We start from the raw sequence: 24,741 nt of genomic DNA, 5'->3' as shown, positions 1-24,741 counted from the left end.
CCGGGGTGGCGCTCCTGCCGGCGAGTACTACTGGTTCTGCGGCGGCAGCGCGGCGATGAAGGGATGGTCGCGCTCGATCAGGCCCAGCTTGGAAGCACCACCGGGAGAACCGAGCTCGTCGAAGAACTCGACGTTCGCCTTGTAGTAGTCCTTCCACTCCTCCGGGGTGTCATCCTCGTAGAAGATCGCCTCGACCGGGCAGACCGGCTCACAAGCCCCACAGTCGACGCATTCGTCCGGGTGGATGTACAAGGACCGGGAGCCCTCGTAGATGCAGTCGACGGGGCACTCCTCGATGCACGCCTTGTCCTTGACGTCGACACAAGGCTGCGCGATGACGTAGGTCACGCTGTCGTTCCTCCTCGGTAGGGCTGGCTTGCGCGGGAGCGCGGCGTCGTCGATGCCCGCACCTAGTATCTCCGTTCCTGGGGAGGATCCGAACAGGAGGGGCTCGCAGAGCTGTGGAATTCACTGGCGGCGGACGGCTCATAGTCCGTATTACACCTGTTGACGTGGGAAAACGAGTGTCCGTGAGGTGCTTGATCGGCTCTGGAGGCGGGGTCGAGAAGTTCACCGACACGGTTGGCGTTCTCACATCATGGAACGAGGGTGTGCTGCTGATCACACGGCGGACGGGTGAGACTGTCCGTATCGCGGAATCGTCCCTGGTCGCGGGCAAGGTCGCGCCCGCCGCACCGGCACGCCGACGGAGTCCCGCGGCGGACTTCGAGGAAGTCGCGCGGGTCATGGCACGCGCCTGGCGGCCGGTGGAGAGCGAGCGGCTCGGCGAGTGGGAGCTGCGGGCGTCCTCCGGTTTCACGCGGCGCGCCAACTCTGTGCTGCCGCTCGGTGACCCCGGGCTGCCGCTCGGCGAGGCGCTGACTCATGTGCGCGGTTGGTACGAGGTGCGGGGCCTGCCCGCGTATGTACAGACGGCGACCGGGGCGGTGGGCACGCAGGAGGAGCTCTGCGCACAGCTGGAGGCCCGCGGCTGGTGGAGCGAGGTCTCCGCGGAGGTACGGATCGCGGCGCTCGCCCCGGTCGGCGACCTGGAGGCGGATGTGGAGCGGGTGCGGCTCGCGCGGTCCTTCGACGAGGCGTGGCTGCGGCGCTATCAGCGGTCCGGTACGCCGGGTTCCCATGTGCTGAGGGTCCTGGGCAGTGGCCCTTCGGTGTGGTTCGCCACCGTGGCCGGTGAGGGGGATGCGCCGGCGGCGATCGGCCGGTGTGTGGTCGACGGCCGCTGGGCGGGCTTCATGGCGGTGGAGGTGGACCCCGCCCACCGGCGCCAGGGGCTGGCGACGTCGGTGATGACAGCGCTGGCCCGGCGCGCGCTGGAGGAGGGCGCGTCGGCGGCGTGGCTGCAGGTGGAGACCGACAACGACGGGGCGCGTGCGCTGTACGGCGGCATGGGCTTCGCGATCCACCACCGCTATCACCACTTCCGGTCCGCGTAGGCGGGTACGAATCGCATATGCACGACGAATCCCCCTCCCCCGGTGCCCCGGGCGACCGGCTGCGGCAGTTCGCCGAGGAGGCCCGCGCCGAGCGGCCCGACCTCGCGCTGCTGTGCCTGCTGGTGGGCGCGGTGGCGGACCCGTCCGTGCGGGAGGAGGACCTGGACGCGGCCCAGATCGAACTGGACCGGCTCGCCGGACTGCTCCCCTTCGGCCTGGTCGGCCCGCGGGCGTGGGCGGCGGCACTGGCCGAACTTCTGGGCACGCGCTGCGACTTCAGGGGCTCCCACGGCGACTACCAGCGTCTGGAGTCCTCCCTGCTGCACGAGGTGCTGCGCCGCCGCCGGGGCCTGCCGATCCTCCTCTCGGTGGTCTGGATCGAGGTGGCACGCCGCGCGGGTGCGCCGGTGTACGGGGTCGCGCTGCCGGGCCACTTCGTGGTCGGCTTCGGCGACCCGCACGAGCAGGTACTCGCGGACCCCTTCGCGGGCGGGCGCCGGCTGACGGGCCCGGACGCGGAACTGCTGGTCGCGGGCGCGACCGGCGCGCCGCTCGACCCGTCGATGCTGACCCCGGCGGACCCGCTCCACGTGGTGGTGCGCATCCTGAACAACATCCGTGCCTGGGCGGCGACCCGCCCGGAACGGTCGGACGTCGCACTGTGGGCGCTCGACCTGTCCCTGCTGCTGCCGTCCCACCCGGCACGCCTGCGCTACGAACGGGCCCAGCTGCTCGTACAGCGCGGGGAGTTCTCGGCGGGGGCGGCGGAGATGGACGCGTACGCGGAGGTGGTGGGGGCGGTGGACCAGACGGCAGCGGACGCGATCAAGGGGCGGGCGCGGGCGGCGCGGGCGATGCTGAACTGATTTCCCCCTGCGGTACCCACCGTGCGCATGTCGACGGTGCGAACGGCATTCGTAGAGTTCCGCTACTCGGACAGGCCGTTCGCCGCCTCGGCGAGAGTGTCCAGGATCGGCTGCCCGTACTTCGCCAGCTTGTTCTCGCCGACCCCGTTCAACGTGCCGAGCTCCGTCAGGGTCGATGGAGAGGTGACCGCGATCTCACGGAGCGTCGCGTCGTGGAAGACGACGTAGGCGGGCACGCCCTGCTCCTTCGCCGTGGCGGCCCGCCAGGCGCGGAGTGCCTCGAAGACGGGCAGGGCCTCTTCGGGCAGATCGACGGGGGCTCGCTTCTTGGACGTCTTCTCGGTCCGCGCCGCCGCCTTCTTCTCGGGCTCTCGCCGCAGCGAGACGACCCGCTGCCCGCCCAGCACCTCACCACTCGTCTCGGTGAGTACGAGCGTCCCGTACTCACCCTCGACGGCGATGAGCCCCTGCGCAAGCAACTGCCGTACGACACCGCGCCATTCGGCCTCGCGCAGCTCCGTACCGATACCGAAGACACTCAGCGCATCGTGGTCGAACTGGATGACTTTGGCCGTCTTCCGGCCCAGCAGGATGTCCGTGACCTGGCCCGCGCCGAACTTCTGGCCTCGTTCACGCTTGAGGCGGACGACGGCCGACAGGAGCTTCTGGGCGGGGACGGTGCCGTCCCAGGACTCCGGGGGCGTCAGGCACGTATCGCAGTTGCCGCACGGGCTGCTCTCCTCCCCGAAGTAGGCGAGCAGCTGCACGCGCCGGCATTCGACCGTCTCGCACAGCGCGAGCATGGCGTCGACGTGCGCGGAGAGCCGTCGCCGATGCGCTTCGTCCCCCTCCGAGCCCTCGATCATCTTCCGCTGCTGCACAACGTCCTGCAGCCCGTACGCCAGCCAGGCCGTGGACGGCAGCCCGTCGCGCCCGGCCCGCCCGGTCTCCTGGTAGTACCCCTCCACGGACTTGGGCAGGTCGAGATGGCAGACGAAGCGCACATCGGGCTTGTCGATCCCCATCCCGAAGGCGATGGTCGCCACCATCACCAGCCCGTCCTCCCGCAGAAAGCGCGCCTGATTCTCGGCTCTCGTACGGGCATCGAGCCCGGCGTGGTAGGGCAGCGCCTCGATCCCGTTCTTCACCAGGAATTCGGCGGTCTTCTCCACAGAGGCCCGGGACAGGCAGTAGACAATCCCCGCGTCGCCGCCGTGCTCGGCACGCAGAAGCGCGAGCAATTGCCGCTTCGGGTCGTCCTTCGACACAATCCGGTACTGAATATTCGGCCGGTCGAAGCTGGCCACGAAGTGCCGGGCATCCTGCAGCTTGAGCCGGGACGCGATCTCGGCGTGGGTGGCCTCGGTGGCGGTAGCGGTCAGCGCGATCCGCGGCACATCGGGCCAGCGCTCGTGCAGCGCGGACAGAGCCAGGTAGTCGGGCCGGAAGTCGTGCCCCCACTGCGCCACACAGTGCGCCTCGTCGATGGCGAACAGCGAGATGGTCCCGCGCTCCAGCAACCGCACTGTCGACTCGACGCGCAGCCGCTCCGGCGCGAGGTAGAGCAGATCCAGCTCCCCGGCAAGGAACTCGGCCTCCACGAGCCGCCGCTCGTCGAAATCCTGTGTGGAGTTGAGAAACCCCGCCCGCACCCCGAGCGCTCTCAGCGCGTCAACCTGGTCCTGCATGAGCGCGATGAGCGGCGAGACGACAACACCCACGCCCTTCCGCACGAGCGCGGGGATCTGGTAGCAGAGCGACTTGCCGCCACCGGTCGGCATGAGCACGAGCCCGTCACCACCTGCGACGACATGCTCGATGATCTCCTGCTGACTCCCCCGGAAGGAGCTGTAACCGAAGACGCGATGCAGCACCTGCAGCGCGTCACTCGCCTTGGGCGGGGTGTCGAGGTCCGGAGCGCTCATCCGGCGATTCTATGAGCATCACGAGGCGAGGTCCGTCCGATGGGCAGAGCCGCTTCGTGGCCCCCGGCGTGACAGAGCCCCCGCCCGGGACGGGGCAGGGGCTCTGATCAGCGACGACGGCGGTGAGCCACCGGCTCGCGACGCCGCCCGGACTTCCCCGGGGCCGCTTAGCTCGGGTTGAGCTCGATCGTGGCGGTGCGCTCGGCCGGTGTCCTGCCGCGCAGGGCCGTCCCCATCGCCTGGGCGACATCGTCCGCGGAGACCTGGTGCTTCTTGCCGTCGCCCTTGGTGATCAGGACGCCGTCGAAGACACCGTCCAGAAGGTCGTCGATCGCCTTCTTGTCGTAGACCTCGACGAGCTTGCCGTCGATCGCCTTCATGGAAAGGATCTTCGGCAGCGACTTGGCCGGGCCGAACGCGATCTGCTTGCCGCCCGCCTTGACGGTGATCAGGCCGGACATCGCGGGCTCGGCGAAGTCCTTCATCGCCCGGTCGAGCTCCGTCTGCGTGATGGTCGGCTCGCGGGTGGCGACGGGCAGCTGGACGACGTTCGGCCTGCCGGTCTCGACCTGGGCGCGATAGGCGTCCTTGACCGAGATCATCGAGCGGCCGACGTCCAGCGTCTGACCCGCCTTGCCGGGTACGGCGACCGCCTTGCCGGGCTCGAACCTGATTGTGCCCTCGGAGGCAGAGCCCGATACGCCCGCCAGGTCGGTGAGCGCGACGCTCAGCTTCTCCTCGTCGACCAGGATCACGGGTTCGGTGACGCGCTCGCCGCCGAAGAGGGAGCCGATCACGGAGACGGGGTTGTAGTCGCTGCCCGCCGCTTTGCGGACGGTGGCCTGGCTGTCCAGGGACAGGCCGGCCTTGTCCGGGGCGAGCTGCTCCTTCTTGCCGCCCACGGTGAGCTGGAGCGGGCTGGCGGCGCGCTTGGCGAGAGCCGTGTCGAGTTTGCTGACCGCGTCTGCCTTGGTGCCGCCGCCGATGTCGACGCCGAGCACCGTGGTGCTCTTGGGTACCTCGGAGTGGTCGAGCAGCAGGCCGACGCCGTAGGCGAGACCGAGCAGGCCGATCACACCGGCACTGGCGAGCACCAGCTTGGAGCGGCCCTTCTTGGCGGGCGCCGACCGGGGGGCCTGCCTGGCCGCGGCAGCGGGGGCGGGCACCACGGGTCCCGCGGGGCCGCCGCCTGGACCGGCCGCGAACTCCGGTGCGGAGAACTCACCGTCGTCGAAGCCGTGCGGGCCGGGTCCCTGCGGACCGGGGCCCTGCGGCACCAGCGGGTTCGGGCCGGTGCCGGGACCGGCGAGCGGGCCGCCGAGCGGCGGGAACGGCGAGCGGTGGTCCGGGGGGACCACCGGGATGCCGCTGGTGAGTGTGTCACCGGAGACATGGCCGCCGCCGGGCTCCTGGGCGGGCTGCTGCGGGGTGAGCACGGCGGTGTCGTCGGACATCCGGGGCGGCCCGCCGGGAATGCCGGAACCGGGACCTTGGCCACGGGGACCGGGGCCTTGACCACCAGGACCCTGCCCACGGGGACCTTGACCGGGGGCGCCGGGAGCCGGACCTGGGCCGCCGGGGCGCGCGCCGAGCGGCACGCTGCCGGTGACCGGTCCCGTCGTCGGCCCGGTGGGTCCGAGCGACGCACCCGGCGGACGGACACCCAGCGGAGGCGTGTTGTTGCCGGGGGCGAAGCCGCTCGCACCGGAGGCCGGGCCGTCGGCGTTCGTGGCCAGGTCGCTGAGCGCGCTGCGGGGACGCGGCCCCGCAGGACCGCCCTGCGCCGGGGGGCCGCCCTGGCCGGGACCGCCCTGGCCCGGGCCGCCCTGACGGCCGTCGGAGAAGTACGGGAGACCGGCACCAGGTCCGCCGCCGTTCGCGCCGGGACCCGCGGGCCCGGCAGGAGCGGTGGGAGCGGTGGGAGCGGACGGCTGGGCGGCCGCTGTCGAGAGACCCGCGCCATTGGTGCCCGGCCCGGAGCCCGGCTTGCGCGGCGCGAACCAGTCGCTGGTCGGCGCCTTCTCCTCGGCCGGCGGCTCCGCCACCGGCGCGGCCGTCTCCTGCGTCACATCGGGCCGCGGTGTGCTGCCCGTGCGCTCGCTGTCCGGTCTGTCGGCGGCGTCCACGTCGCTCATCGGCGTACGCATGACGACCGGCGGGATCGGCCGCGAACCCGGGATGTTGATCCGGATACGCGTGGTCAGCGTGGTCTCGGTCCTGGGCTCGTCCGGCTGCGGCTCGGGGGCCGCGTCAACGGCCTCGTCCGGAGCGTCCTGCGGATGCAGCGACGGATACTGGCGGGATCCGTACGGCGGTGTTCCCGAGGGGTACGCGGCTCCACCGCGCCCCTGGGGGCCGGAGGACGAACTGTCAGTTTCACGACTCAAAGCAGGTTCTCCCGGTTGGCTCCGCCGCCCGTTTCTTACTGGATAGCTACTGCTGCGGGCGGCTCGGCGGCGCGCACCACCATACTGGCCGCTGCCGACGGACACCCCGGGACTGTGGAAAGCGACATTCCGCCGACCGTACGGGCATGGTCAGTTCAGCCGCTTCCCACCCCTTGGGGCGACCCACCCTAGGGGCCCGCCGCGCGGAGTGCGTGACGGGGGTCCCGCCCCAGGTGAGGGCGGTGTCCGGCGCACTGCCCCCGGTTGACCGCGGAAAGGCACACAACCCGGGAAGAGTTGCTCCGCCGGGCCCCTACTTGCCAAGTCGGCCGGGCCCGCCGCCCGGTTGTGAGGGCCGCGACATGGTGGCACACATCACAGCCACGGCCATCCCTCCCAGCATGTAGACAAGCGGTCCGGCCCCCGCGGAGAACATCCCGTCGCCCTCCGGGCGTCCGATGCTGAGTACGACGATCGCCAGCAGCCAGCCCACGGCGGGCGCCACCACCCCGAGCTGGGTCTCGGTCGCCCGCAGCGAGCCGTAGAACAGCCCCGCCGACGCGAGCAGCGCGAGCACCAATCCGCCGGGGGGCCAGGCCCCTTGGACCAGCGCGCCGGCGACGCCGACCAGCGCGCCGAGGACGGCGAGTCCGAGGTAGGCGGCGATCCGGCCAGGCTTGGGCGACTGAGTGAGCCAGGCACCCGGCACATGCTGTCCGCCGGTTGATCCGCTCGTGGTTCCCTTCGTGGATCCGCTCACGCCGGCACCCCTGCGAACAGATCGTGTTCACGCTCACCGGGCGGTGCGCCAGGGTCGCCCTGCACCAACTGGTAGTACTCGCGGACGAACATCGGCTGTCCGAGATCGTTCGAAAGTGCGAAGAAGGGGCCGTCCACGGCGATTTGGCTGGCATGGGCGCGCATCGCTGCGGCCTTCCGCTCCGCGTACTCCCTGCCGTCGATCTCCGCGGTGATGTCGGAGTCGTCAACGACGCCCGGAATGTCGTCGATGGCGGCGATGCCGGGGAAGTCCACTCCGGCGTCGCGCAGGCGGGCGAAGCCCTCTTCGGCCACCGAGCGCGGCACCCGGTTCCAGTAGATCTTGGCGATGGTGTGCGCCTCGCCGAGGCCGGGCCGGTAGCCGGGATCGGCGGAAAGCCCGGCGGCGCGCATCGCTACCCGGTGCGCCTGGATGTGGTCCGGGTGTCCGTAGCCGCCGTGCGGGTCGTACGTCACGAGCACCTGCGGACGCACCGAACGGATCACCTCGACGAGGTGCGGGGCGGCGTCGTCCACATCGGTGTTCCAGAACGCGCCCTCGCGGTGGTTCTGCTCCAGGCCCATCATCCCGGAGTCCCGGAACCGGCCGGGGCCGCCGAGGAAGCGGTGGTCGGTGACGCCCAGCTCCTTCATCGCGGCGGCCAGTTCGCCGATGCGATGGGGGCCGAGCCGGTCCTCCCGGTCGGGCGCGAGATGGGCGAGGTCGGGCGGGATGACCTCGCCCTCCTCACCGAGGGTGCAGGTCACCAGGGTGACCTGGGCGCCGGCGGCCGCGTACAGGGCCATGGTGGCGCCGTTGTTGATCGTCTCGTCGTCCGGGTGCGCGTGCACCAGGAGCAGACGCCGGGCGGGAAGATCCTTCATACGGGACAGCCTACGAGGCCGGACAGGACCTGGGGTCTTTCGTTTGGATCGGCCCGGATGAGTGAGCGGCCCGCGAGCCCGGCACGATCCGAACGAGAGGCCCTAAGCGGCCCCGGGGAAGTCCGGGCGGCGTCGCGGGCCGATGGCTGTCGCCCGGCTGCGTTGTCGTCAGTCGCCGACGCTCCGCGTGGACTCCTTCCTCCGCCTTGCCAGACTCGGCCCTCGACCCGCTCCTCCACCCACCCGGACTTCCCCGACACCGCTTAGAACTTGATGCCGCCGATCATCCCGGCCACGTTGGTGGTCACTTCGCTGATCGTGGGGGCAATGGACGAGCCGGCGAGATAGAACCCGAGCAACACGCAGACCGCCGCATGCCCACCCTTCAGCCCGGATTTCCGGACCAGCAGGAAGACGACGATCGCCAGCAGCACCACCGCCGAAATCGAGAGTGCCACGGCGGTTCACCTCCACAGATATTCGGTCTGGAACGGGCAGGTTGCATGTGCCGGGGGGTACCTACCCACCTAGCGCTACGGATCATAACTATCCGTACCAACGCATCGATCGGTGCACAGCAGCACATGGGGGCGCACGAACGCTAGGTTCGGTCGTATGACCTCGAGGCAGCAGCTCTCCTTCCCGCGTCAGTACGCCAGGACCCAGCGCTTCACCCTGGGCGCACCGCGCTCCTTCACGGTGTCCCCGGACGGCTCCCGGGTGGTGTTCCTCCGTTCGACGTCCGGGACCGACCGGACCGGCCGGCTCTGGGTGCTGGATCTCGACAGGCCCGCGCGCGACGCAAGGGAACGCCTGGCCGCCGACCCGGACACGCTGCTCGGCGGCGCGGTGGAGAAGCTGTCCGCGAACGAGCGGGCCAGGCGCGAACGCAGCCGCGAGGGTTCGGCGGGCATCGTCGGCTATGCGGTGGACCAGGCAGTGGAGTTGGCGGCTTTCGCGCTCTCCGGGCGGCTGTACGCGGCCGAGCTGCGCGCCGGGACGGCGCGCGAACTGCGGGTGCCGGGGCCGGTGATCGACCCCCGCCCCTCCCCCGACGGCCGGCACATCGCGTATGTGGCGCGGGGCGCGCTGCGGGTGACCGGCGCGGAGGGCGAGGGGGACAGGGCGCTGGCCGAGCCGGAGGACGAGCAGACCGCCTACGGCCTCGCGGAGTTCATCGCCGCCGAGGAGATGGACCGCTCACGCGGCTTCTGGTGGGCGCCGGAGTCGGACCGGCTGCTGGTCGCCCGCGTCGACGAGCGGGACGTACAGCGCTGGTGGATCTCCGATCCCGCGCATCCGGACCGGGAGCCCGAGCAGGTCGCGTATCCGGCGGCGGGGACGCCCAACGCCGAGGTGCGGCTGTTCCTCCTCACACTGGACGGGGAGCGGACGGAGGTGGGCTGGGACCGGTCCCGCTATCCGTATCTGGCGCGGGTGCACTGGTCGTCCGCGGGCGCTCCGCTGCTGCTGGTGCAGTCCCGCGACCAGCGCACCCAGCTGTATCTGGCGGTTGACCCGGAGTCGGGCGCGACCCGGACGGTGCATGTTGACGAGGATCCGGTGTGGCTGGACCTCTTCCCCGGGGTGCCGGCCTGGGCGCCGGACGGGCGTCTCGTACGGATCGCGGACGAGGGCGGAGCCCGGGTTCTCGCGGTCGGCGACCGGGCGCTGACCGGGGCTCAGTTGCAGCTGCGGGCGGTGCTGGACATCGGCGAGAGCGACGTACTGGTCTCGGCTGCGGCGGGCGAGGAGGCCGCGGATCCGGAGATCGGCGAGATCCATGTGTACCGGGTCAATGAGCTGGGGCTCGAACGGCTCTCGGAGGGCGCGGGAGTTCACTCGGCCGTGCGCTCCGGCGGGGTGACGGTGCTGGCCTCCTCCCGTACGGACGTCAGTGGCGCGTCCGTGCAGGTGCTGCGGGACGGCAAGCAGATCGCGGTGGTCGCCTCGTACGCGGAGCAGCCGGTGCTGACGGCCCGGGTGCGGCTCTGCGAGGGGGGCGCGCACCGGATTCCGTGCGCCGTCCTGCTCCCCTCCGACTATCAGGAATCGGATGGTCCGCTTCCGGTCCTCCTGGATCCGTACGGTGGCCCGCACGGCCAGCGGGTGTACGCCGCGCACAATCCGTATCTCACCTCGCAGTGGTTCGCGGACCAGGGCTTCGCGGTGATCGTCGCGGACGGCCGTGGCGCGCCTGGCCGTTCCCCCGGCTGGGAGAAGGCGATCAAGGACAACTTCCCGCTGACGCTCGACGACCAGATCGAGGCGCTGCAGGCGCTGACCGGGGAATTCCCGCTGGACCTCGGGCGGGTGGCGATCCGCGGCTGGTCGTACGGCGGCTACCTGGCCGCGATGGCGGTACTGCGCCGGCCGGACGTCTTCCACGCGGCGGTGGCGGGTGCGCCGGTGGCGGACCTCCGCATGTACGACACGCACTACACCGAGCGGTATCTGGGCGATCCGGCGGCGCGGCCGGAGGTGTACGCGGCGAACTCGCTGGTGACGGAGGACGGGTTGACGGCGCCGGAGAACCCCGCGCGGCCGCTGATGATCATCCACGGCCTGGCGGACGACAATGTGGTGGTGGCACACAGCTTGCGACTGTCGTCGGCGCTGCTGGCGGCGGGGCGGCCACATGAGGTGCTGCCGCTGACGGGGGTGACGCACATGACTCCGCAGGAGCAGATCGCGGAGAACCTGTTGCTGCTTCAGGTGGATTTCCTGAGGCGGTCGCTGGGCCTGCGGGGGTAGTGGCGGGGGGCCTCTTATGACCGGCCGCCCCGGTACTCGGTCCCTTGCACCGGTCGTGCGACCGGCCGGGACCCATGGCGAGCCCCGGCCGGTCTACGGCACCCGCACGGCCGTACGCTGTTCAGCGTGACGCGTTCGTATATCGGAGTTGCGACGGTCAAGTTGCCTGTGTGTTAACGAAGTTGATGGGTATTTATTGAGTTATGTCGCTCACTCCGACACCCTGTCGAGCACGTGATCACCCCCGATCCGGGTACGGGAACCGTCACCCCCCGCCCAGCTCCTCCTCCCCCGGCACCACGTGCTTCTCCTCCGCGAAGTGACACGCCGACGGATGCTGCGTCGGCCCGCTCGCCAGCCGGAACACCGCCGGGACCTCCAGCAGCGGTACCTCCAGCTCGCACCGCTCCTGCGCCTTCCAGCAGCGCGTGCGGAAACGGCAGCCCGACGGGATGTTGGCCGGCGACGGCACATCGCCGTGCAGAATGATCCGCTCGCGTCGCTCCCGCGCCTCCGGGTCCGGCACCGGGACCGCTGACAACAGCGCCTGGGTGTACGGATGCGTGGGGTGGTCGTAGATCTCCGCATCCTTGCCGATCTCCACGATCCGGCCCAGGTACATCACGCCGACCCGGTCCGAGATGTGCCGGACGATCGACAGATCGTGCGCGATGAAGACATAGCTCAGGCTGAACTCGCTCTGCAGCTTGTCCAGGAGATTGATGACCTGCGCCTGCACCGAGACGTCGAGCGCCGACACCGGCTCGTCGGCCACGATGATCTCCGGCTGGAGCGCGAGCCCGCGCGCGATGCCGATGCGCTGCCGCTGCCCGCCGCTGAACTGGTGCGGATAGCGGTTGATGTACTCGGGGTTGAGCCCGACGACATCCAGCAGGTCCTGCACCTTCTGACGGCGCGAGCCCTTCGGCGCCACCTCGGGGTGGATCTCGTACGGCTCACCGATGATGTCGCCGACCGTCATCCGCGGATTGAGCGAGGTGTACGGATCCTGGAACACCATCTGGATGTTCCGGCGGACGGCCTTCAGAGCCCGCCCGGAGAGCTTGGTGATGTCCTCGCCCTTGTACCGGATCGACCCGGCCGTCGGCCGCTCCAGATGGACCAGCATCTTGGCGAGCGTGGACTTGCCGCAGCCCGACTCCCCCACGATGCCGAGCGTCTCGCCCGCCATCAGGTCGAGGTCGACGCCGTCCACCGCCTTGACCGCGCCGATCTGCCTCTTGAAGAGGATGCCCTGGGTGAGCGGATAGTGCTTGACCAGGTCGCGTACCTCCAGCAGCGCCTCAGCCATTGAGTGTCTCCCTCCAGAAGTGGCACGCGCTCCTGCGGTCCTGCGACACCTCGTACAGCGGCGGCTCATCGGTCCGGCACACGTCCTGCGCCATCGGGCAGCGCGGGTTGAAGGCGCAGCCGGGCGGGATACGCATCAGGTTAGGCGGCAGGCCCTTGATCGCGTACAGCTCCTCGCCCTTCTGGTCCAGGCGCGGGATCGACTCCAGCAGGCCCTTGGTGTACGGATGGGCCGGGGCCTTGTAGATGTCGTGCACCGGAGCCGTCTCGACGATCCGCCCCGCGTACATCACCGCGATCTTGTCGGCGACGTCCGCGACCACACCCAGGTCGTGGGTGATCAGGATCAGGCCCATGTTCAGCTCGCTCTGGAGCGTGGCGAGCAGATCCATCACCTGGGCCTGGACAGTGACGTCCAGCGCGGTCGTCGGCTCGTCCGCGATGATCAGCGAGGGCTCCAGGGAGAGCGCCATCGCGATCATGATGCGCTGGCGCATACCGCCGCTGAACTGGTGCGGATACTGCCCGACCCGCTCCTTCGACGCAGGGATACCGACCCGCTCCATCAGCTCGACGGCCTTGGCCCGCGCTGCCTTGCGCTTCATCCCCTGGTGGACGGCGAACATCTCGCCGAGCTGGTCGCCCACGCTCAGCACCGGGTTCAGGGAGGAGAGCGCGTCCTGGAAGATCATGGCCATCCCGGCCCCGCGGATCTTCCGCCGCTCCTCTTCCTTGAGCTTCAGCAGATCCTGCCCCTGGAAGAGGACCTCGCCGCCGGTGATCTTCCCCGGAGGCGTGTCCAGGATGCCCATGATCGCCTGGGCGGTGACGGACTTGCCGGAGCCGGACTCGCCGAGCACGGCGAGTGTCTCGCCCTCGTCCACCGTGTAGTTGACACCGTTGACGGCCTTGGCCACCCCGTCCCGGGTGTGGAACTCCACGTGCAGATCGCGCACTTCGAGCAACATGGATGGCTCCTCAGCGCAGCTTGGGGTCGAGGGCGTCGCGCACCGCGTCGCCGAGCATGATGAACGCGAGCACCGTGACCGCCAGCGCGCCGGCCGGCCAGAGCAGCATGTGCGGCGCGTTGCGGATGTACGGGGATGCCGCGGAGATCTCGATGCCCCAGGACACGGTCGGCGGCTTGAGGCCGACACCCAGGAAGGAGAGGGTCGCTTCCAGGGAGATGTAGGTGCCGAGCGCGATGGTCGCCACGACGATCACGGGAGCGACGGCGTTGGGGGCGATGTGCCGCAGCAGCATCCGGGAGTTGGACGCGCCGAGCGCCCGCGCCGCCTGGACGTAGTCGTTCTGTTTGGCCGTGATGACCGAGCCGCGCGCGATACGGGAGAGCTGCGGCCAGCCGAGCAGCACCATGAAGCCGATGACGGGCCAGACGGTGGAGCTGGTGACGACGGACAGGAAGACCAGACCGCCCAGGACCACCGGGATGCCGAAGAAGATGTCGGTGATACGGGACAGGAATCCGTCCCACGCCCCGCCGTAGAAGCCGGCGAGACCGCCGAAGGCGGAGCCGAGCAGGGCGACTCCGAGCGTGGCGCAGACGCCGACCGTGACCGAGGTGCGGGCGCCGTAGACCACCCGCGTGTACACGTCGCAGCCCTGCCCGTTGAAGCCGAAGGGGTGGCCGGGCTGGGAACCCTCCTGGGCTTTGGCGAGGTCGCACTGGAGCGGGTTCTGTGACGCGATCAGCGAGGGCCAGATGGAGATGATCACCAGGAAGACGATGACCAGGCCGGAGATGATGAAGACCGGGTTGGTCCGCAGATCGCGCCAGGCGTCGGACCAGAGACTGCGCGGCTTCTCGGAGGGCCCGGTGCCGAGCGGACCGCCGGGGGTCTTCTCGAGCGTCGTCCCCTCACTGGTCGCGAGGTCCATCGTGCCACCGGCACCGGTGGGCGCGATCGCTCCGTCGTCTGAGTACGGCCCCTGCTCAGGCATACCGGATCCTCGGGTCGAGTACGGCGTACAGCAGGTCGACCAGCAGATTCGCCACCAGGAAGACGATGACGAGCACGGTCACAAAGCCGACGACGGTCTGGGTGTTCTGGCGCAGGATGCCCTGGTAGAGCTGGTAGCCGACGCCATGGATGTTGAAGATGCGCTCGGTGACGATCGCACCGCCCATCAGGGCACCGATGTCGGTGCCGATGAAGGTGACCACCGGGATCAGTGAGTTCCGCAGCAGATGGCGGCTGATCACACGCCTTCTGGGGAGCCCTTTGGCCTTGGCGGTACGGACGTAGTCGGAGCGGGCGTTCTCCGCGATCGAGGTCCGGGTGAGCCGGGTGACGTACGCGAGCGAGACCGAGGCGAGTACGAGTCCGGGGATGATCAGCTCGTTGAGCGGCGCTTCCGGTGAGACGGCCGGCTTGATGACACCCCACTCGACGCCCAGCACCAGCTGGAGGATGAGGCCGGTGACGAAGGTCGGGACCGAGATGACCACGAGGGTCAGCAGCAGAACGCTGGTGTCGACGGGACGGCCGCGCTTCAGACCGGTGAGCACACCGAGGGTGATGCCGATGACGATCTCGAAGAAGATCGCGACGAGGGTGAGCCGGATGGTGACCGGGAAGGCCTCGGCCATCAGCTCGGTGACCGGCTGGCCGTTGAAGGCGGTGCCGAAGTCGCCGGTGAAGACATTGCCCATGTACGTCAGGTACTGCTGCCACACCGGCTTATCGAGGCCGAACTCCTTGCGCAGTTGGGCGGCCGTCGCCGGGTCGCACTGCCGGTCGCCGCAGAGGCCCGCGATGGGGTCGCCCATCACGTTCACCATGAGGAAGATCAGCAGCGTGGCGCCGAAGAAGACCGGGATCATCTGCAGCAGACGCCGGATCACATAACGTCCCATGAAGGGCTCCGGGGGTCGTGGTCGCGGAATGCGCGGGCCGGTTGTCCTCCGCCGTCAGTTGACCTTGATCTCGTTGTAGACCGGGACGCTGAAGGGGTTCAGCGAGACGTTGGAGACCCGCTCCGAGTAGCCGGCGCTGCCGTTCTGGTACCAGAGAGGGATGGCGGCCATCTGGTCGCGTACGACCTCTTCGGCCTGCTTGAAGGTCTCGACGGCCTTCGCCGTGTCGGTCTCCGCGTTGGCCTGGTCGACGAGCTTGTCGAAGTCCGCGTTGGTCCACTGACCGTCGTTGGACGAGGCGTTGGTGTAGTAGAGCGGCTGCAGGAAGTTCTGGATCAGCGGGTAGTCCATCTGCCAGCCGGCCCGGAAGGGCCCCGGCATCTTGTGCTGCCCGATCTGGTTGCGGAAGTCGGCGAAGGTGCCGATCGGGTTGCCGACGCACGCCTGGTCGTTGCCCAGCACGTTGTTGATGCTGTTGCAGACGGCGTCGACCCACTCCTTGTGCGAGCCAGTGTCCGCGTTGTACGAGATCTTCACCTGGCCGCCGGGGATGCCGCCGCCCTCCGTGATCAGCTTCTTCGCCTCGGCGGCGTTGTACTCGCAGGCGCTGCCGCACAGGGTGTCGTCGAAGCCGCCGTCCGTGCCGAGCACGGGCGAGGTCCAGTCCTTCGCGGGCGTCCGCGTCTTCTGGAAGATCGTGTCGGTGATCTGCTGGCGGTTGATCGCCATGGACAGGCCGGTGCGGACCTTCGCGCCGTTCGGGGTGTTCCAGGCCTTGTCGTAGAACGGGAAGGCCAGGGTCTGGATGATGCCGGCGGGGGTGTTGATGTACCGGTCGCCGAGGTCCGCCTGCACGTTCTTCAGCTGCGAGGCCGGCACATCGTCGACGAGGTCGAGGTTGCCGGCGGTCAGGTCGGTGTAGGCGGTGTTGTTGTCCGTGTACACATTCAGGTCGATGCCGCCGTTCTGCGCCTTGTCGGAGCCCATGTAGCCGTCCCACTTGCGCATGGACAGCTTCGAGCCCTTGGCGTACGAGTCGACGGTGTAGGGGCCGTTGCCGATGGGCTTGGAGAGCCAGGCGGCGTGATCGTTGAAGAAGGCCGTGGGCAGCGGGGAGTAGGCGGCATAGCCGAGGGTGTCGGGGAACGTGGAGAACTTCTGGTTGAGCTTGACCGTGAACGTCGTGTCGTTGACGACCTTCAGGCCGGAGAGCGCCGGGGCGGTGGGCTCCCCCGTCTCCGGGTGGACCTGGGCGTAGCCCTCGATGTAGCCGAAGAAGTACGCGTTCTTCTGGTTGTTCTTGAGGAGGGCGCCATAGTTCCAGGCGTCCACGAAGGACTTGGCAGTGACCTTCTCGCCGTTGCTGAAGGTCCAGCCGTCCTTGACGGTGATGGTGAAGTTCGTGGAGTCCGTCGTCACGATCTTCTCGGCGAGCATGTCCTGGGCGGCGCCGGTCTTCGGGTCGTACTTCTTGAGGCCGCGGAAGAGCATGTCGAGGACCTTGCCGCCCTGGACCTCATTGGTGTTGGCGGGCTCCAGCGGGTTCTGCGGGTCCCCCCAGGAGGAGCTCACGATCCCGTCGGCGCCACCGCCGCCGCTGTCGCTGCCGCCGCCGCAGGCCGTCGCCGCGAGGGCGATGGCCACCGCGCATACGGCCCATTTGGCGTGCGTGGCTCCACGCATGGAGTGCCTCCCGTGTCCTAAGTCCGACTCAGGCCCAAATATCACCCCACACTAGGACAACATGCACGTCAGCCTCGGCCGTCCGGACGAGTCGGCGGATCGGCGGATCGGCCCGCCGAGTCACCTCCCAGGTGTCCGCGGCGCAGCCGATGGCCCGCGACCCCGCGACCGCGCGACCGCTCAAGAACACCGAGGTACTGGATCCAGGACCATCGGGCCACTGTCGGGGCCGTGTACGCGTGCACGCGATCCCATTCCCGTCTCAGTCCCCGCTGGTCTGCACCTCGATCACCGAGATCCACTTCGTGCCGCTGTCGATGTCGACCCGCAGCCACGGGCCGCCCGTACTGGTGCCCGCGTAGGAGGCGTCCGCGCCCGTGCCCCGGGGCTTCAGACCGCAGGCCGCGAGCGCGTCCTTCAGCCGCCGCAACTCATCGGCCGCCTGGACGGCGCTGCCGTAGTCGGCATAGCGATGGCGGGCGACGGACTCCCCGTCCCCCTTGTAGATCCCCGTGTACGAGACCCGGTCGAGCTTGCCCTGCGGGGTGCGCGGGGCCGGCTGCGGGCAGGCGTCGTCAAAGCCCACGCGCGGGAACCGCACGGCCTCATCGGCCGGTTTGTCACTCAGCTTCCAGTGCCACGTGCCGTACAGCGGCACATCGCTTTCCGTCAGCCCGTCGAACGCGTCTCCCGTCTTGTACGGATTCCCGTCGGCGACCGGCGTGGGCGTAGGCACCCCCGCGGGCCGCACGTTTTGCCGGCCGCCGCCCTGGATCAGCGCCCACGACATACCACCCACCACCGCCACGGCGACAGCCACGGCGACCGCGCCGGCCCTAAGACGCACACGCCGCCGGTTGCCCCGCGCGCGGAGCTCCGCGGCGCTCGGCATCCGCAGCGTGACGTCGTCCAGCAGTTCCTCGACCTCAGCCATGACTGACAACCCCCTCCGACGGGACAGTGGCATCGGCGAGCCGCTCGCCGAGGATCTTCCGGGCCCGGCTGAGCCGGGTGCGTACAGCACCGCTGGAGGCACCCGTCTCGCGAGCCACCTGCTCCACCGGGAGGTCGAGAAGGTGATGCAGGACCACCACCTGCCGCTGGTCCGGGGTCAGTTCGCGCAGCGCCCCGATCAACGCCACGCGGTCCGCGGAGAGTTCGGGAGAGTCATCCTGCGGCCCATGTCTGCGATGGGCGAGCAGGCGGTTGCGGGTCCTACGCCAGGTGCTGATCGCCAGGCGTACCGCGACCGTGCGCACCCAGGGCAGCGGGTCCCCCTCCCGCGTCAGCCTGTCCCACCGCTGCCAGGCGCGCACATACGCCTCCTGTACGGCGTCCTCGGCCTCCGCGAGATCGCCGGTGATGGCGTAGACCGTGGCGACCACGCGCTTGGCCGTAGCCGCGTAGAACGCGTCGAACTCCTGCGACTGCGTCGGCATCTTCCCCCCGCTCCTCGTCCGTTCATTGCCTTCTGCCATGAACACGCGCGGGGTCCGGCGGATGTTACGCATGACTTTCCTGGCCGGGCGAGCCCTGCGCGGCGGTACGCGGCCGTACGCAGAAGGGCGCCCGGACCAGATGGTCCGGGCGCCCTTCGTTCACGTACAGAGCACTGCCTGCTGAGCATTACGCCGCGTGGACGACGTCCTTCTCCTCGGCGAAGTGGCACGCGGACTCGTGTGCCGCCGGGGTGTCGGCGCCCTTGAAGCGCTCGGGGACCGCCAGCAGCGGGACCTCCGTGGCGCACTTGTCCTCGGCCTTCCAGCAACGGGTGCGGAAGCGGCAGCCGGACGGCGGGTTCGCCGGGGACGGCACGTCTCCGACGAGGATGATCCGCTCGCGGCCCTCACGCGCGGCCGGGTCGGGAACCGGGACCGCCGACAGCAGCGCCTGGGTGTAGGGGTGCGTCGGGTGGTCGTAGATCTGCGTGTCGGTACCGATCTCGGCCATCTTGCCGAGGTACATCACGCCGACCCGGTCCGAGATGTGCCGGACGATCGACAGGTCGTGGGCGATGAAGAGGTAGGAGAGGTTGAACTCGTCCTGCAGCTTCTCCATCAGGTTGATGACCTGTGCCTGGACGGAGACGTCCAGGGCCGAGACGGGCTCGTCGCAGATGATGATCTCCGGGTTGAGCGCAAGGCCGCGGGCGATGCCGATGCGCTGGCGCTGACCGCCGGAGAACTGGTGCGGATACCGGTTGATGTACTCCGGGTTGAGGCCCACGACGTCCAGGAGCTCCTGGACCTTGCGGCGGCGGTCGCCCTTGGGCGCCACCTCCGGGTGGATGTCGAAGGGCTCCCCGATGATGTCGCCGACCGTCATACGCGGGTTCAGCGAGGTGTACGGGTCCTGGAACACCATCTGGATGTTGCGGCGGACGGCCTTCAGTGCACGGCCGGACAGCCTGGTGATGTCCTGGCCCTTGTAGAAGACCTCGCCGGCGGTCGCCCGCTCCAGCGTCATCAGCAGCTTGGCGACCGTGGACTTGCCACAGCCGGATTCGCCGACGATGCCGAGCGTCTCACCCTGGTAGAGATCGAAGGAGATCCCGTCCACGGCCTTGACCGCGCCGACCTTCTTCTTGAACAGGATGCCCTGGGTCAGCGGGAAGTGCTTGACCAGATTGCGGACCTGAAGGATCGGCTCACCCTGCGAGACGGGCGCCTCGATGGCGGCTACCGCCTCGGCCTCGGTGGCGGCATCGACCGTCTCGACGTCGGTGACGTTCGGGGTGGCGTCCATGGGCTCGTCGGACTTCTTGAGCTCAGCCATGGATCGTCTCCTTCCAGAAGTGGCACGCACTGCCGCGGCCGACCAGGTCCGTGCCGTCCCGGTCGGTGACCGGGAGCAGCGCCGGGATGTCCGTACGGCAGATGTCCTCCGCCTTGGTGCAGCGCGGGTTGAACGCACAACCGGACGGTACGCGCAGCAGGTTGGGCGGCAGCCCCTTGATGGCGAAGAGCTCCTGGCCCTTCTGGTCAAGGCGCGGGATGGAGTCGAGAAGACCGCGGGTGTAGGGGTGCGCGGGGCGCTTGTAGAGCTCGTGCACCGGGGCGGTCTCGACGATCCGTCCCGCGTACATGACCGCGATCTTGTCCGCGACGTCGGCGACCACGCCAAGGTCGTGGGTGATCAGGATCAGGCCCATGTTGTACTCGCGCTGGAGCTCCGCGAGCAGATCCATGACCTGGGCCTGGACCGTCACGTCAAGAGCCGTGGTGGGCTCGTCGGCGATGATCAGGTCCGGCTCCAGGGCCAGCGCCATGGCGATCATGATGCGCTGGCGCATACCGCCCGAGAACTGGTGGGCGTAGTCGTTGACCCGGGCCGCGGCGGCCGGGATCTTGACTTTGTCCATCAGCTCGATGGCCTTGGCCTTGGCTTCTTTCTTGGACAGGCCCTGGTGGACCCGGAACATCTCGCCGAGCTGGTAGCCGACGCTGAGGACCGGGTTCAGTGAGGAGAGCGCGTCCTGGAAGATCATGGCGATCTTGCGGCCACGGATCTGCCGGCGCTCCTCGTAGGACATCTTGAGCATGTCCTCGCCGCGGAAGAAGATCTCTCCCTGCGGGATCTTGCCGGGCGGCATGTCGAGGATGCCCATGATCGCCTGCGCGGTCACGGACTTGCCGGAGCCGGACTCCCCGAGCACGGCGAGCGTCTCACCGGCGTTCACGCTGTAGTTGACGCCGTTGACCGCCTTGGCCACGCCGTCACGGGTGTGGAACTCCACATGCAGGTCACGGACTTCGAGGAGCGAGCCCTCGAAGTCGTTGCCGTCGCGCGGGGCGGGGACAGACGCGGTCTTGTCAATGATGGTCATGTCGTACGCCCTCCTCAGCGCAGCTTGGGGTCGAGGGCGTTGCGAACTGCTTCGCCGAGCATGATGAACGCCAGAACGGTGATGCTGAGCATGATCGACGGGTACAGCAGGATGTGCTGTGCCGTACGGATCTGCTGAACACCGGTGGAGATGTCGACGCCCCAGGAAACGATGGGCGAGGAAAGGCCCAGACCCAGGTACGACAGGGTCGCCTCGGCCGAGATGTAGCCGCCGAGGGAAATGGTCGCGACGACGATCACCGGGGCCATGGCGTTCGGCAGGATGTGCCGGAACAGGATCCGGGTGGTGCCGGCGCCGAGGGCCTTGGCTGCCTGGACGTAGTCGGCCTGCTTGATGGTGATCACCGCACCGCGCATGACGCGGGTGATCTGGGTCCAGCCGAGGAACGCGAGGGCGAAGACGACCACCCAGACCGTGCGCTCGGTGAAGGACTGCAGCACGACCATGGCACCGAGCAGGAACGGGATACCGAAGAAGATGTCGGTGATCCGGGAGAGGATGGCGTCCGTGACGCCGCCGAAGTAGCCGGCGATCATGCCCGTGATGCCACCGACGATGGTGACGATCAGGGTGACGCAGATGCCGACGATGACCGAGGCACGGGTGCCGTGGATGAGGCGGGCGTACACGGAGCGGCCCTGGCCGTCATAGCCGAGCCAGCCCTCCGAGCCGACGCTGCCCAGTTCCGGCTTGCCGAGGTAGTGGTGCACCAGGTCGCCGACCGTGGGCGAGGCGCTGGTGAACAAGCTCGGGACGGCCGTGATGATCAGCAGGAAGGAGATCAGGACGGCCGCGACCAGGAAGTAGGGGTTGCGGCGGAGGTCCTGCCAGGCGTCTCCCCACAGGCTGCGCGCCTTGTCCGGCTTCTGGGGCGCGGGCCCGGCGGCGGAGGGCGGCGCGATGGCGTCCTCGGTCGCGACGGCCGCGGTCTTGGTCACGTCAGGCATAACGGATCCTCGGGTCCAGGACCGCATACAGCAGGTCGATGAGCAGGCTGGTGGCGAGGTAGACGAGCACCAGGACGGTGACGAGGCCGACCAGGGTGGTGCCCTCACGCCGGCTGATCGACTCGTAGATGACGCCGCCGATGCCCTTGACGTTGAAGATGCCTTCGGTGACGACCGCGCCGCCCATCAGGGCGCCGATGTCGGTGCCGAGGAAGGTGACGACGGGGATCATCGAGTTGCGCATCAGGTGGACACCGATGATCCGGCGCCTGGGCAGACCCTTGGCCACGGCCGTGCGCATGTAGTCGGCGCGCAGGTTCTCCGCCATCGAGGTGCGGGTGAGCCGGGCGACGTACGCGAGCGAGAGGCCGCCGAGCACGATGGCCGGCGCGATCAGCTCGGACCACTTCTGTTCGTTGCTGACGTTCGGCGCCATCCAGCCCAGCTCGAAGGCGAAGACCATCTTGATGATGAAGCCGAGGACGAAGACCGGGATCGAGATGATCAGCAGAGTGAAGATCAGGATCGCGTTGTCGGCCAGGCGGCCGGCCCGCAGACCGGCGATGACACCGAGGCCGATGCCGAAGATGAGCTCGAAGGCGAAAGCCAGCGCCGCGAGCTGCAGGGTGATGGGGAACGCGTCGCCCAGCACCTCGGTGACCGGCCGCCCATTGCGGATCTGGTTACCGAAGTCGAAGTGCAGGACGATATTGGTCATGTAGTTCCAGTACTGCTCCCAGATCGGGAGATCCAGCCCCAGTTCATGTCTCTTGGCGGCGAGAGTCGCCGGGTCGACGCCCTTGTCGCCGAACAACCCCGCCACGGGGTCGCCAGGCAGGCTGTAGACCATGAAGAAGATCAGAAAGGTTGTCCCGAGGAATACCGGGATCATCTGGAGCAGTCGTCGTGCGACATAGCGCCCCATCATGCCTCCGTTGAGATGCGACAGCCGCAGCCGACGGGCCCTCCCGCGGCAACCGCGCCCCAGTGGGTACGCGAATGTCGTGGAAGGGCCCCCCAGCCGCTGCGTAAGGCGCCGTTGCGGGGCTGGCGATTCGTCAGCCCCGCAACGGCTATCGGACTACGCCTGGGCGATTACTTCTTGACCTCGACGCCGGTCAGGATCGGGTCACCGTCCTGGCCGTACTGCACGCCGGAGACCTTCTCCGAGTAGCCCGCGTTGACCTTGTAGTACCAGAGCGGGATCGACGGCATGTAGTTGACCAGGTCCTTCTCGATGGCCTGGAACTGCTTCACCGACTCGTCGAGCGTCGCGGCGCCGTCAGCAGCCGCGATCTTGGCGTCCAGCGCCTTGTTGGAGAAGCCACCCTGGTTGCCCGCCGCGCCCGTACGGAACAGGTCGCTGACGAAGTTGGAGTTGACGGGGTAGTCCAGCACCCAGCCGGAGCGGTAGATCGACTTGACCTGCTGGCTCTTACGAGCGGTCAGGTCGGCCTGGAAGTCCGGCTTGCTGTCACCGGTGCACTTGACAGCGGTGGCCTGGGTGATGCTGTTGCAGACCGCGTCGACCCATTCCTTGTGGCCGCCGTCGGCGTTGAACTGGATGAAGATCTCGTTCTTCGGGACGCCGCCGCCGGCCTTGATGAGCTCCTTGGCCTTGGCGGGGTCGAACTTGGTGACGTCGCCCGCGGCGTTCTCCTGGTAGCCCACGACGCCCTTGGCGACCCAGCCCGTGGCCGGCTCACGCGTACCCTGCAGCACCGTCTTGGTGATGGTGGCGCGGTCGATGGCCATGGACAGACCCTGGATGACCTTCGGGTCGACCTGCTTCGGCTTCTTCCACTGGTCCGCGTAGAAGGCGATGGCCAGCGTCTGGATCGCGGAGTACGCCTGGTCGACGGCGCGGTCGCCGAGGTCCGCGCGGTAGACCGGGAGGTCCTTCGGGCCGATCTGACGCAGGACGTCGACGTTGCCCGACTTCAGGTCCTCGTACGCGGCCTCGAGGGTGGTGTAGTTCTTGAAGAGCACACCACCGTTCTTCGCCTTGTTCGGGCCCTTGTAGTCGTCGTAACGGACGATCTTGATCTGCTTCTTGTGGTCCCAGCTGTCGAACTTGTAGGGACCGTTGCCGACCGGCTTCTCGCCCGCGGCCTTCGCGTCCTTGTAGAAGGACGCGGGCAGCGGCGCGAAGACGATGTAGGCGAGCTTGTGACCGAAGGCCGGGACGGCACTCTTCAGGTCGATGGTGAAGGTGCTGTCGTCGACGACCTTCAGGCCTTCCATGGCCTCGGCGGTCGGCTTGGCGCCTTCCTTCTCCGGGTGCAGGGCGTCGAAGCCCTTGATGTCCGCGAACCAGGAGGACAGCCCCTGGGCGTTGTTGATGTTGGCGTTCCAGTTCCACGCGTCCACATAGGACTTGGCGGTCACCGGGGTGCCGTCGTGGAAGGTCCAGCCCTTCTTGAGCTTGACGGTCCACGTCTTGGAGTCGGTGGTCTCCACCGACTCGGCGTTGATCATCTCCAGCGAGCCGTCGGCCTTGTAGTCGACCAGGGTCGAGAACAGGCCGGCCATGACGGCGGAGCCGTTGGACTCCATCGTGTCGCCGGTGTGCAGGAGCTTCTCCGGCTCACCCAGCTCGATGGAGAAAATGCCGTTGGGGTCAGCTTCACCCTTGGCGTCGGAGCCGCTGTCACTGCTACCGCCACAGGCGGTCGCTGCCAGAGCGACGACTATCGCACCCGCTACCCACTTGGCGCTCTTGGCACCGCGCATGGGTTCCTCCTCATGAGTCCACTTTGTCACTACAAGAAGGGCACATCTACGCGCGCTGACACCCCTGACAGCGGACACGTCACGTACCCAGAGTGTGCTCGTGAGTCGGCGCTCCCCACAGCGCATGACCCATTGACCCGAGCTCAATGGAGCCAACTATTGAGTACGCCCGAGCCGTAAACCACACTTAAAGGGTCTCGTTTTGACAACATCGACAGACCCCCGCTGCCCGAAATCCGGACAAAGTGAGCACAGACAGACACCCGCGAAACGGACCGTTAACACATGTTCCGGAGAGCGATGGTCGAT

Annotated in this window: 21 protein-coding genes; 3 read left to right on the top strand and 18 right to left on the bottom strand. The window is 68.6% G+C overall.

Annotated features, from left to right (window positions below):
• Positions 1 to 27: 27 nt before the first annotated feature.
• Entirely contained in the window at positions 28 to 348 is a 321-nt protein-coding gene (gene fdxA / locus SLUN_RS26075; RefSeq protein ID WP_018089397.1) for a ferredoxin, read from the bottom strand.
• 113 nt (positions 349 to 461) lie between these two features.
• Here fdxA and SLUN_RS26070 point away from each other — a divergent pair, with 113 nt between their 5' ends.
• Complete coding sequence (locus tag SLUN_RS26070) at positions 462 to 1,457, top strand: GNAT family N-acetyltransferase (RefSeq protein WP_108152234.1); 996 nt, start codon at positions 462 to 464, stop codon at positions 1,455 to 1,457.
• A gap of 17 nt (positions 1,458 to 1,474) precedes the next feature.
• Positions 1,475 to 2,323 carry a transglutaminase-like domain-containing protein gene (locus SLUN_RS26065; protein WP_108152232.1) on the top strand — a complete coding sequence of 283 codons (849 nt, stop codon included), beginning with the start codon at positions 1,475 to 1,477 and terminating at the stop codon, positions 2,321 to 2,323.
• A 62-nt stretch (positions 2,324 to 2,385) separates the two neighbouring features.
• Here the strand turns inward: SLUN_RS26065 and recQ are convergent, their stop codons facing one another.
• The 5 genes from recQ to SLUN_RS26035 form a co-directional block, all read right to left on the bottom strand.
• A complete protein-coding gene (recQ, locus tag SLUN_RS26060) occupies positions 2,386 to 4,248 on the bottom strand; it encodes a DNA helicase RecQ (protein WP_108152230.1) in 1,863 nt (620 codons plus the stop codon).
• A gap of 167 nt (positions 4,249 to 4,415) precedes the next feature.
• A complete protein-coding gene (locus SLUN_RS26055; RefSeq protein ID WP_175313294.1) occupies positions 4,416 to 6,635 on the bottom strand; it encodes a hypothetical protein in 2,220 nt (739 codons plus the stop codon).
• Positions 6,636 to 6,948: 313 nt separating this feature from the next.
• Positions 6,949 to 7,395, bottom strand: a complete 447-nt coding sequence (locus SLUN_RS26045) for a DUF6113 family protein (protein ID WP_371413850.1) — start codon at positions 7,393 to 7,395, stop codon at positions 6,949 to 6,951.
• Positions 7,392 to 8,279 carry an N-acetyl-1-D-myo-inositol-2-amino-2-deoxy-alpha-D-glucopyranoside deacetylase gene (gene mshB, locus SLUN_RS26040; RefSeq protein WP_108152224.1) on the bottom strand — a complete coding sequence of 296 codons (888 nt, stop codon included), beginning with the start codon at positions 8,277 to 8,279 and terminating at the stop codon, positions 7,392 to 7,394. The genes SLUN_RS26045 and mshB overlap by 4 nt, the downstream gene beginning before the upstream one ends.
• Positions 8,280 to 8,542: 263 nt before the next feature.
• Positions 8,543 to 8,737 carry a hypothetical protein gene (locus tag SLUN_RS26035; protein WP_108152221.1) on the bottom strand — a complete coding sequence of 65 codons (195 nt, stop codon included), beginning with the start codon at positions 8,735 to 8,737 and terminating at the stop codon, positions 8,543 to 8,545.
• A gap of 157 nt (positions 8,738 to 8,894) precedes the next feature.
• Here SLUN_RS26035 and SLUN_RS26030 point away from each other — a divergent pair, with 157 nt between their 5' ends.
• Positions 8,895 to 11,033, top strand: coding sequence for a S9 family peptidase (locus SLUN_RS26030; RefSeq protein ID WP_108152219.1), 2,139 nt, complete (start codon positions 8,895 to 8,897; stop codon positions 11,031 to 11,033).
• Between the two features lie 265 nt (positions 11,034 to 11,298).
• On the opposite strand, the gene SLUN_RS26025 is transcribed toward SLUN_RS26030, so the two are convergent.
• The 12 genes from SLUN_RS26025 to SLUN_RS25970 form a co-directional block, all read right to left on the bottom strand.
• On the bottom strand, positions 11,299 to 12,345 hold the full coding sequence (locus SLUN_RS26025) for an ABC transporter ATP-binding protein (protein ID WP_108152217.1): 1,047 nt from the start codon (positions 12,343 to 12,345) through the stop codon (positions 11,299 to 11,301).
• On the bottom strand, positions 12,338 to 13,312 hold the full coding sequence (locus tag SLUN_RS26020) for an ABC transporter ATP-binding protein (protein ID WP_108152215.1): 975 nt from the start codon (positions 13,310 to 13,312) through the stop codon (positions 12,338 to 12,340). The genes SLUN_RS26025 and SLUN_RS26020 overlap by 8 nt, the downstream gene beginning before the upstream one ends.
• 10 nt (positions 13,313 to 13,322) lie before the next feature.
• Positions 13,323 to 14,306, bottom strand: coding sequence for an ABC transporter permease (locus SLUN_RS26015; RefSeq protein WP_108152213.1), 984 nt, complete (start codon positions 14,304 to 14,306; stop codon positions 13,323 to 13,325).
• Positions 14,299 to 15,222, bottom strand: a complete 924-nt coding sequence (locus SLUN_RS26010) for an ABC transporter permease (protein ID WP_108152211.1) — start codon at positions 15,220 to 15,222, stop codon at positions 14,299 to 14,301. The genes SLUN_RS26015 and SLUN_RS26010 overlap by 8 nt, the downstream gene beginning before the upstream one ends.
• A 54-nt stretch (positions 15,223 to 15,276) precedes the next feature.
• On the bottom strand, positions 15,277 to 16,905 hold the full coding sequence (locus SLUN_RS26005) for a peptide ABC transporter substrate-binding protein (RefSeq protein ID WP_108152209.1): 1,629 nt from the start codon (positions 16,903 to 16,905) through the stop codon (positions 15,277 to 15,279).
• A gap of 262 nt (positions 16,906 to 17,167) precedes the next feature.
• Entirely contained in the window at positions 17,168 to 17,839 is a 672-nt protein-coding gene (locus SLUN_RS26000; RefSeq protein WP_108152207.1) for a hypothetical protein, read from the bottom strand.
• Positions 17,832 to 18,344, bottom strand: coding sequence for a SigE family RNA polymerase sigma factor (locus SLUN_RS25995; RefSeq protein WP_108152205.1), 513 nt, complete (start codon positions 18,342 to 18,344; stop codon positions 17,832 to 17,834). Before SLUN_RS25995 ends, SLUN_RS26000 begins: the two co-directional genes overlap by 8 nt.
• A 187-nt stretch (positions 18,345 to 18,531) precedes the next feature.
• A complete protein-coding gene (locus SLUN_RS25990; protein ID WP_108152203.1) occupies positions 18,532 to 19,680 on the bottom strand; it encodes an ABC transporter ATP-binding protein in 1,149 nt (382 codons plus the stop codon).
• On the bottom strand, positions 19,673 to 20,731 hold the full coding sequence (locus SLUN_RS25985) for an ABC transporter ATP-binding protein (RefSeq protein WP_108152201.1): 1,059 nt from the start codon (positions 20,729 to 20,731) through the stop codon (positions 19,673 to 19,675). Before SLUN_RS25985 ends, SLUN_RS25990 begins: the two co-directional genes overlap by 8 nt.
• Positions 20,732 to 20,745: 14 nt before the next feature.
• On the bottom strand, positions 20,746 to 21,699 hold the full coding sequence (locus tag SLUN_RS25980; protein ID WP_108152199.1) for an ABC transporter permease: 954 nt from the start codon (positions 21,697 to 21,699) through the stop codon (positions 20,746 to 20,748).
• The gene (locus SLUN_RS25975; RefSeq protein WP_170146660.1) at positions 21,692 to 22,624 is read right to left on the bottom strand and encodes an ABC transporter permease; all 933 of its coding nucleotides are present in this window, start codon (positions 22,622 to 22,624) and stop codon (positions 21,692 to 21,694) included. The genes SLUN_RS25980 and SLUN_RS25975 overlap by 8 nt, the downstream gene beginning before the upstream one ends.
• 170 nt (positions 22,625 to 22,794) lie before the next feature.
• Positions 22,795 to 24,432 (bottom strand): peptide ABC transporter substrate-binding protein, encoded by a 1,638-nt coding sequence (locus SLUN_RS25970; RefSeq protein ID WP_108152195.1) that lies wholly within the window; start codon positions 24,430 to 24,432, stop codon positions 22,795 to 22,797.
• Between the last annotated feature and the right edge of the window lie 309 nt (positions 24,433 to 24,741).

Origin of the sequence: Streptomyces lunaelactis (genome assembly GCF_003054555.1) — a bacterium.
Lineage (GTDB): Bacteria > Actinomycetota > Actinomycetes > Streptomycetales > Streptomycetaceae > Streptomyces > Streptomyces lunaelactis.
Note: the sequence above shows the minus strand (reverse complement) of the source record. Positions and strands in the feature narration are given on the sequence as shown.

Excerpts from the sequence above, each read along its gene's own strand:
- SLUN_RS26065 (WP_108152232.1), top strand. The coding sequence starts at position 1,475 with ATGCACGACGAATCCCCCTCCCCCGGTGCCCCGGGCGACCGGCTGCGG.
- recQ (WP_108152230.1), bottom strand. The coding sequence starts at position 4,248 with ATGAGCGCTCCGGACCTCGACACCCCGCCCAAGGCGAGTGACGCGCTG.
- mshB (WP_108152224.1), bottom strand. The coding sequence starts at position 8,279 with ATGAAGGATCTTCCCGCCCGGCGTCTGCTCCTGGTGCACGCGCACCCG.
- SLUN_RS26030 (WP_108152219.1), top strand. The coding sequence starts at position 8,895 with ATGACCTCGAGGCAGCAGCTCTCCTTCCCGCGTCAGTACGCCAGGACC.
- SLUN_RS26025 (WP_108152217.1), bottom strand. The coding sequence starts at position 12,345 with ATGGCTGAGGCGCTGCTGGAGGTACGCGACCTGGTCAAGCACTATCCG.
- SLUN_RS26020 (WP_108152215.1), bottom strand. The coding sequence starts at position 13,312 with ATGTTGCTCGAAGTGCGCGATCTGCACGTGGAGTTCCACACCCGGGAC.
- SLUN_RS26015 (WP_108152213.1), bottom strand. The coding sequence starts at position 14,306 with ATGCCTGAGCAGGGGCCGTACTCAGACGACGGAGCGATCGCGCCCACC.
- SLUN_RS26010 (WP_108152211.1), bottom strand. The coding sequence starts at position 15,222 with ATGGGACGTTATGTGATCCGGCGTCTGCTGCAGATGATCCCGGTCTTC.
- SLUN_RS26005 (WP_108152209.1), bottom strand. The coding sequence starts at position 16,905 with ATGCGTGGAGCCACGCACGCCAAATGGGCCGTATGCGCGGTGGCCATC.
- SLUN_RS26000 (WP_108152207.1), bottom strand. The coding sequence starts at position 17,839 with ATGGCTGAGGTCGAGGAACTGCTGGACGACGTCACGCTGCGGATGCCG.
- SLUN_RS25995 (WP_108152205.1), bottom strand. The coding sequence starts at position 18,344 with ATGCCGACGCAGTCGCAGGAGTTCGACGCGTTCTACGCGGCTACGGCC.
- SLUN_RS25990 (WP_108152203.1), bottom strand. The coding sequence starts at position 19,680 with ATGGCTGAGCTCAAGAAGTCCGACGAGCCCATGGACGCCACCCCGAAC.
- SLUN_RS25985 (WP_108152201.1), bottom strand. The coding sequence starts at position 20,731 with ATGACCATCATTGACAAGACCGCGTCTGTCCCCGCCCCGCGCGACGGC.
- SLUN_RS25980 (WP_108152199.1), bottom strand. The coding sequence starts at position 21,699 with ATGCCTGACGTGACCAAGACCGCGGCCGTCGCGACCGAGGACGCCATC.
- SLUN_RS25975 (WP_170146660.1), bottom strand. The coding sequence starts at position 22,624 with ATGGGGCGCTATGTCGCACGACGACTGCTCCAGATGATCCCGGTATTC.
- SLUN_RS25970 (WP_108152195.1), bottom strand. The coding sequence starts at position 24,432 with ATGCGCGGTGCCAAGAGCGCCAAGTGGGTAGCGGGTGCGATAGTCGTC.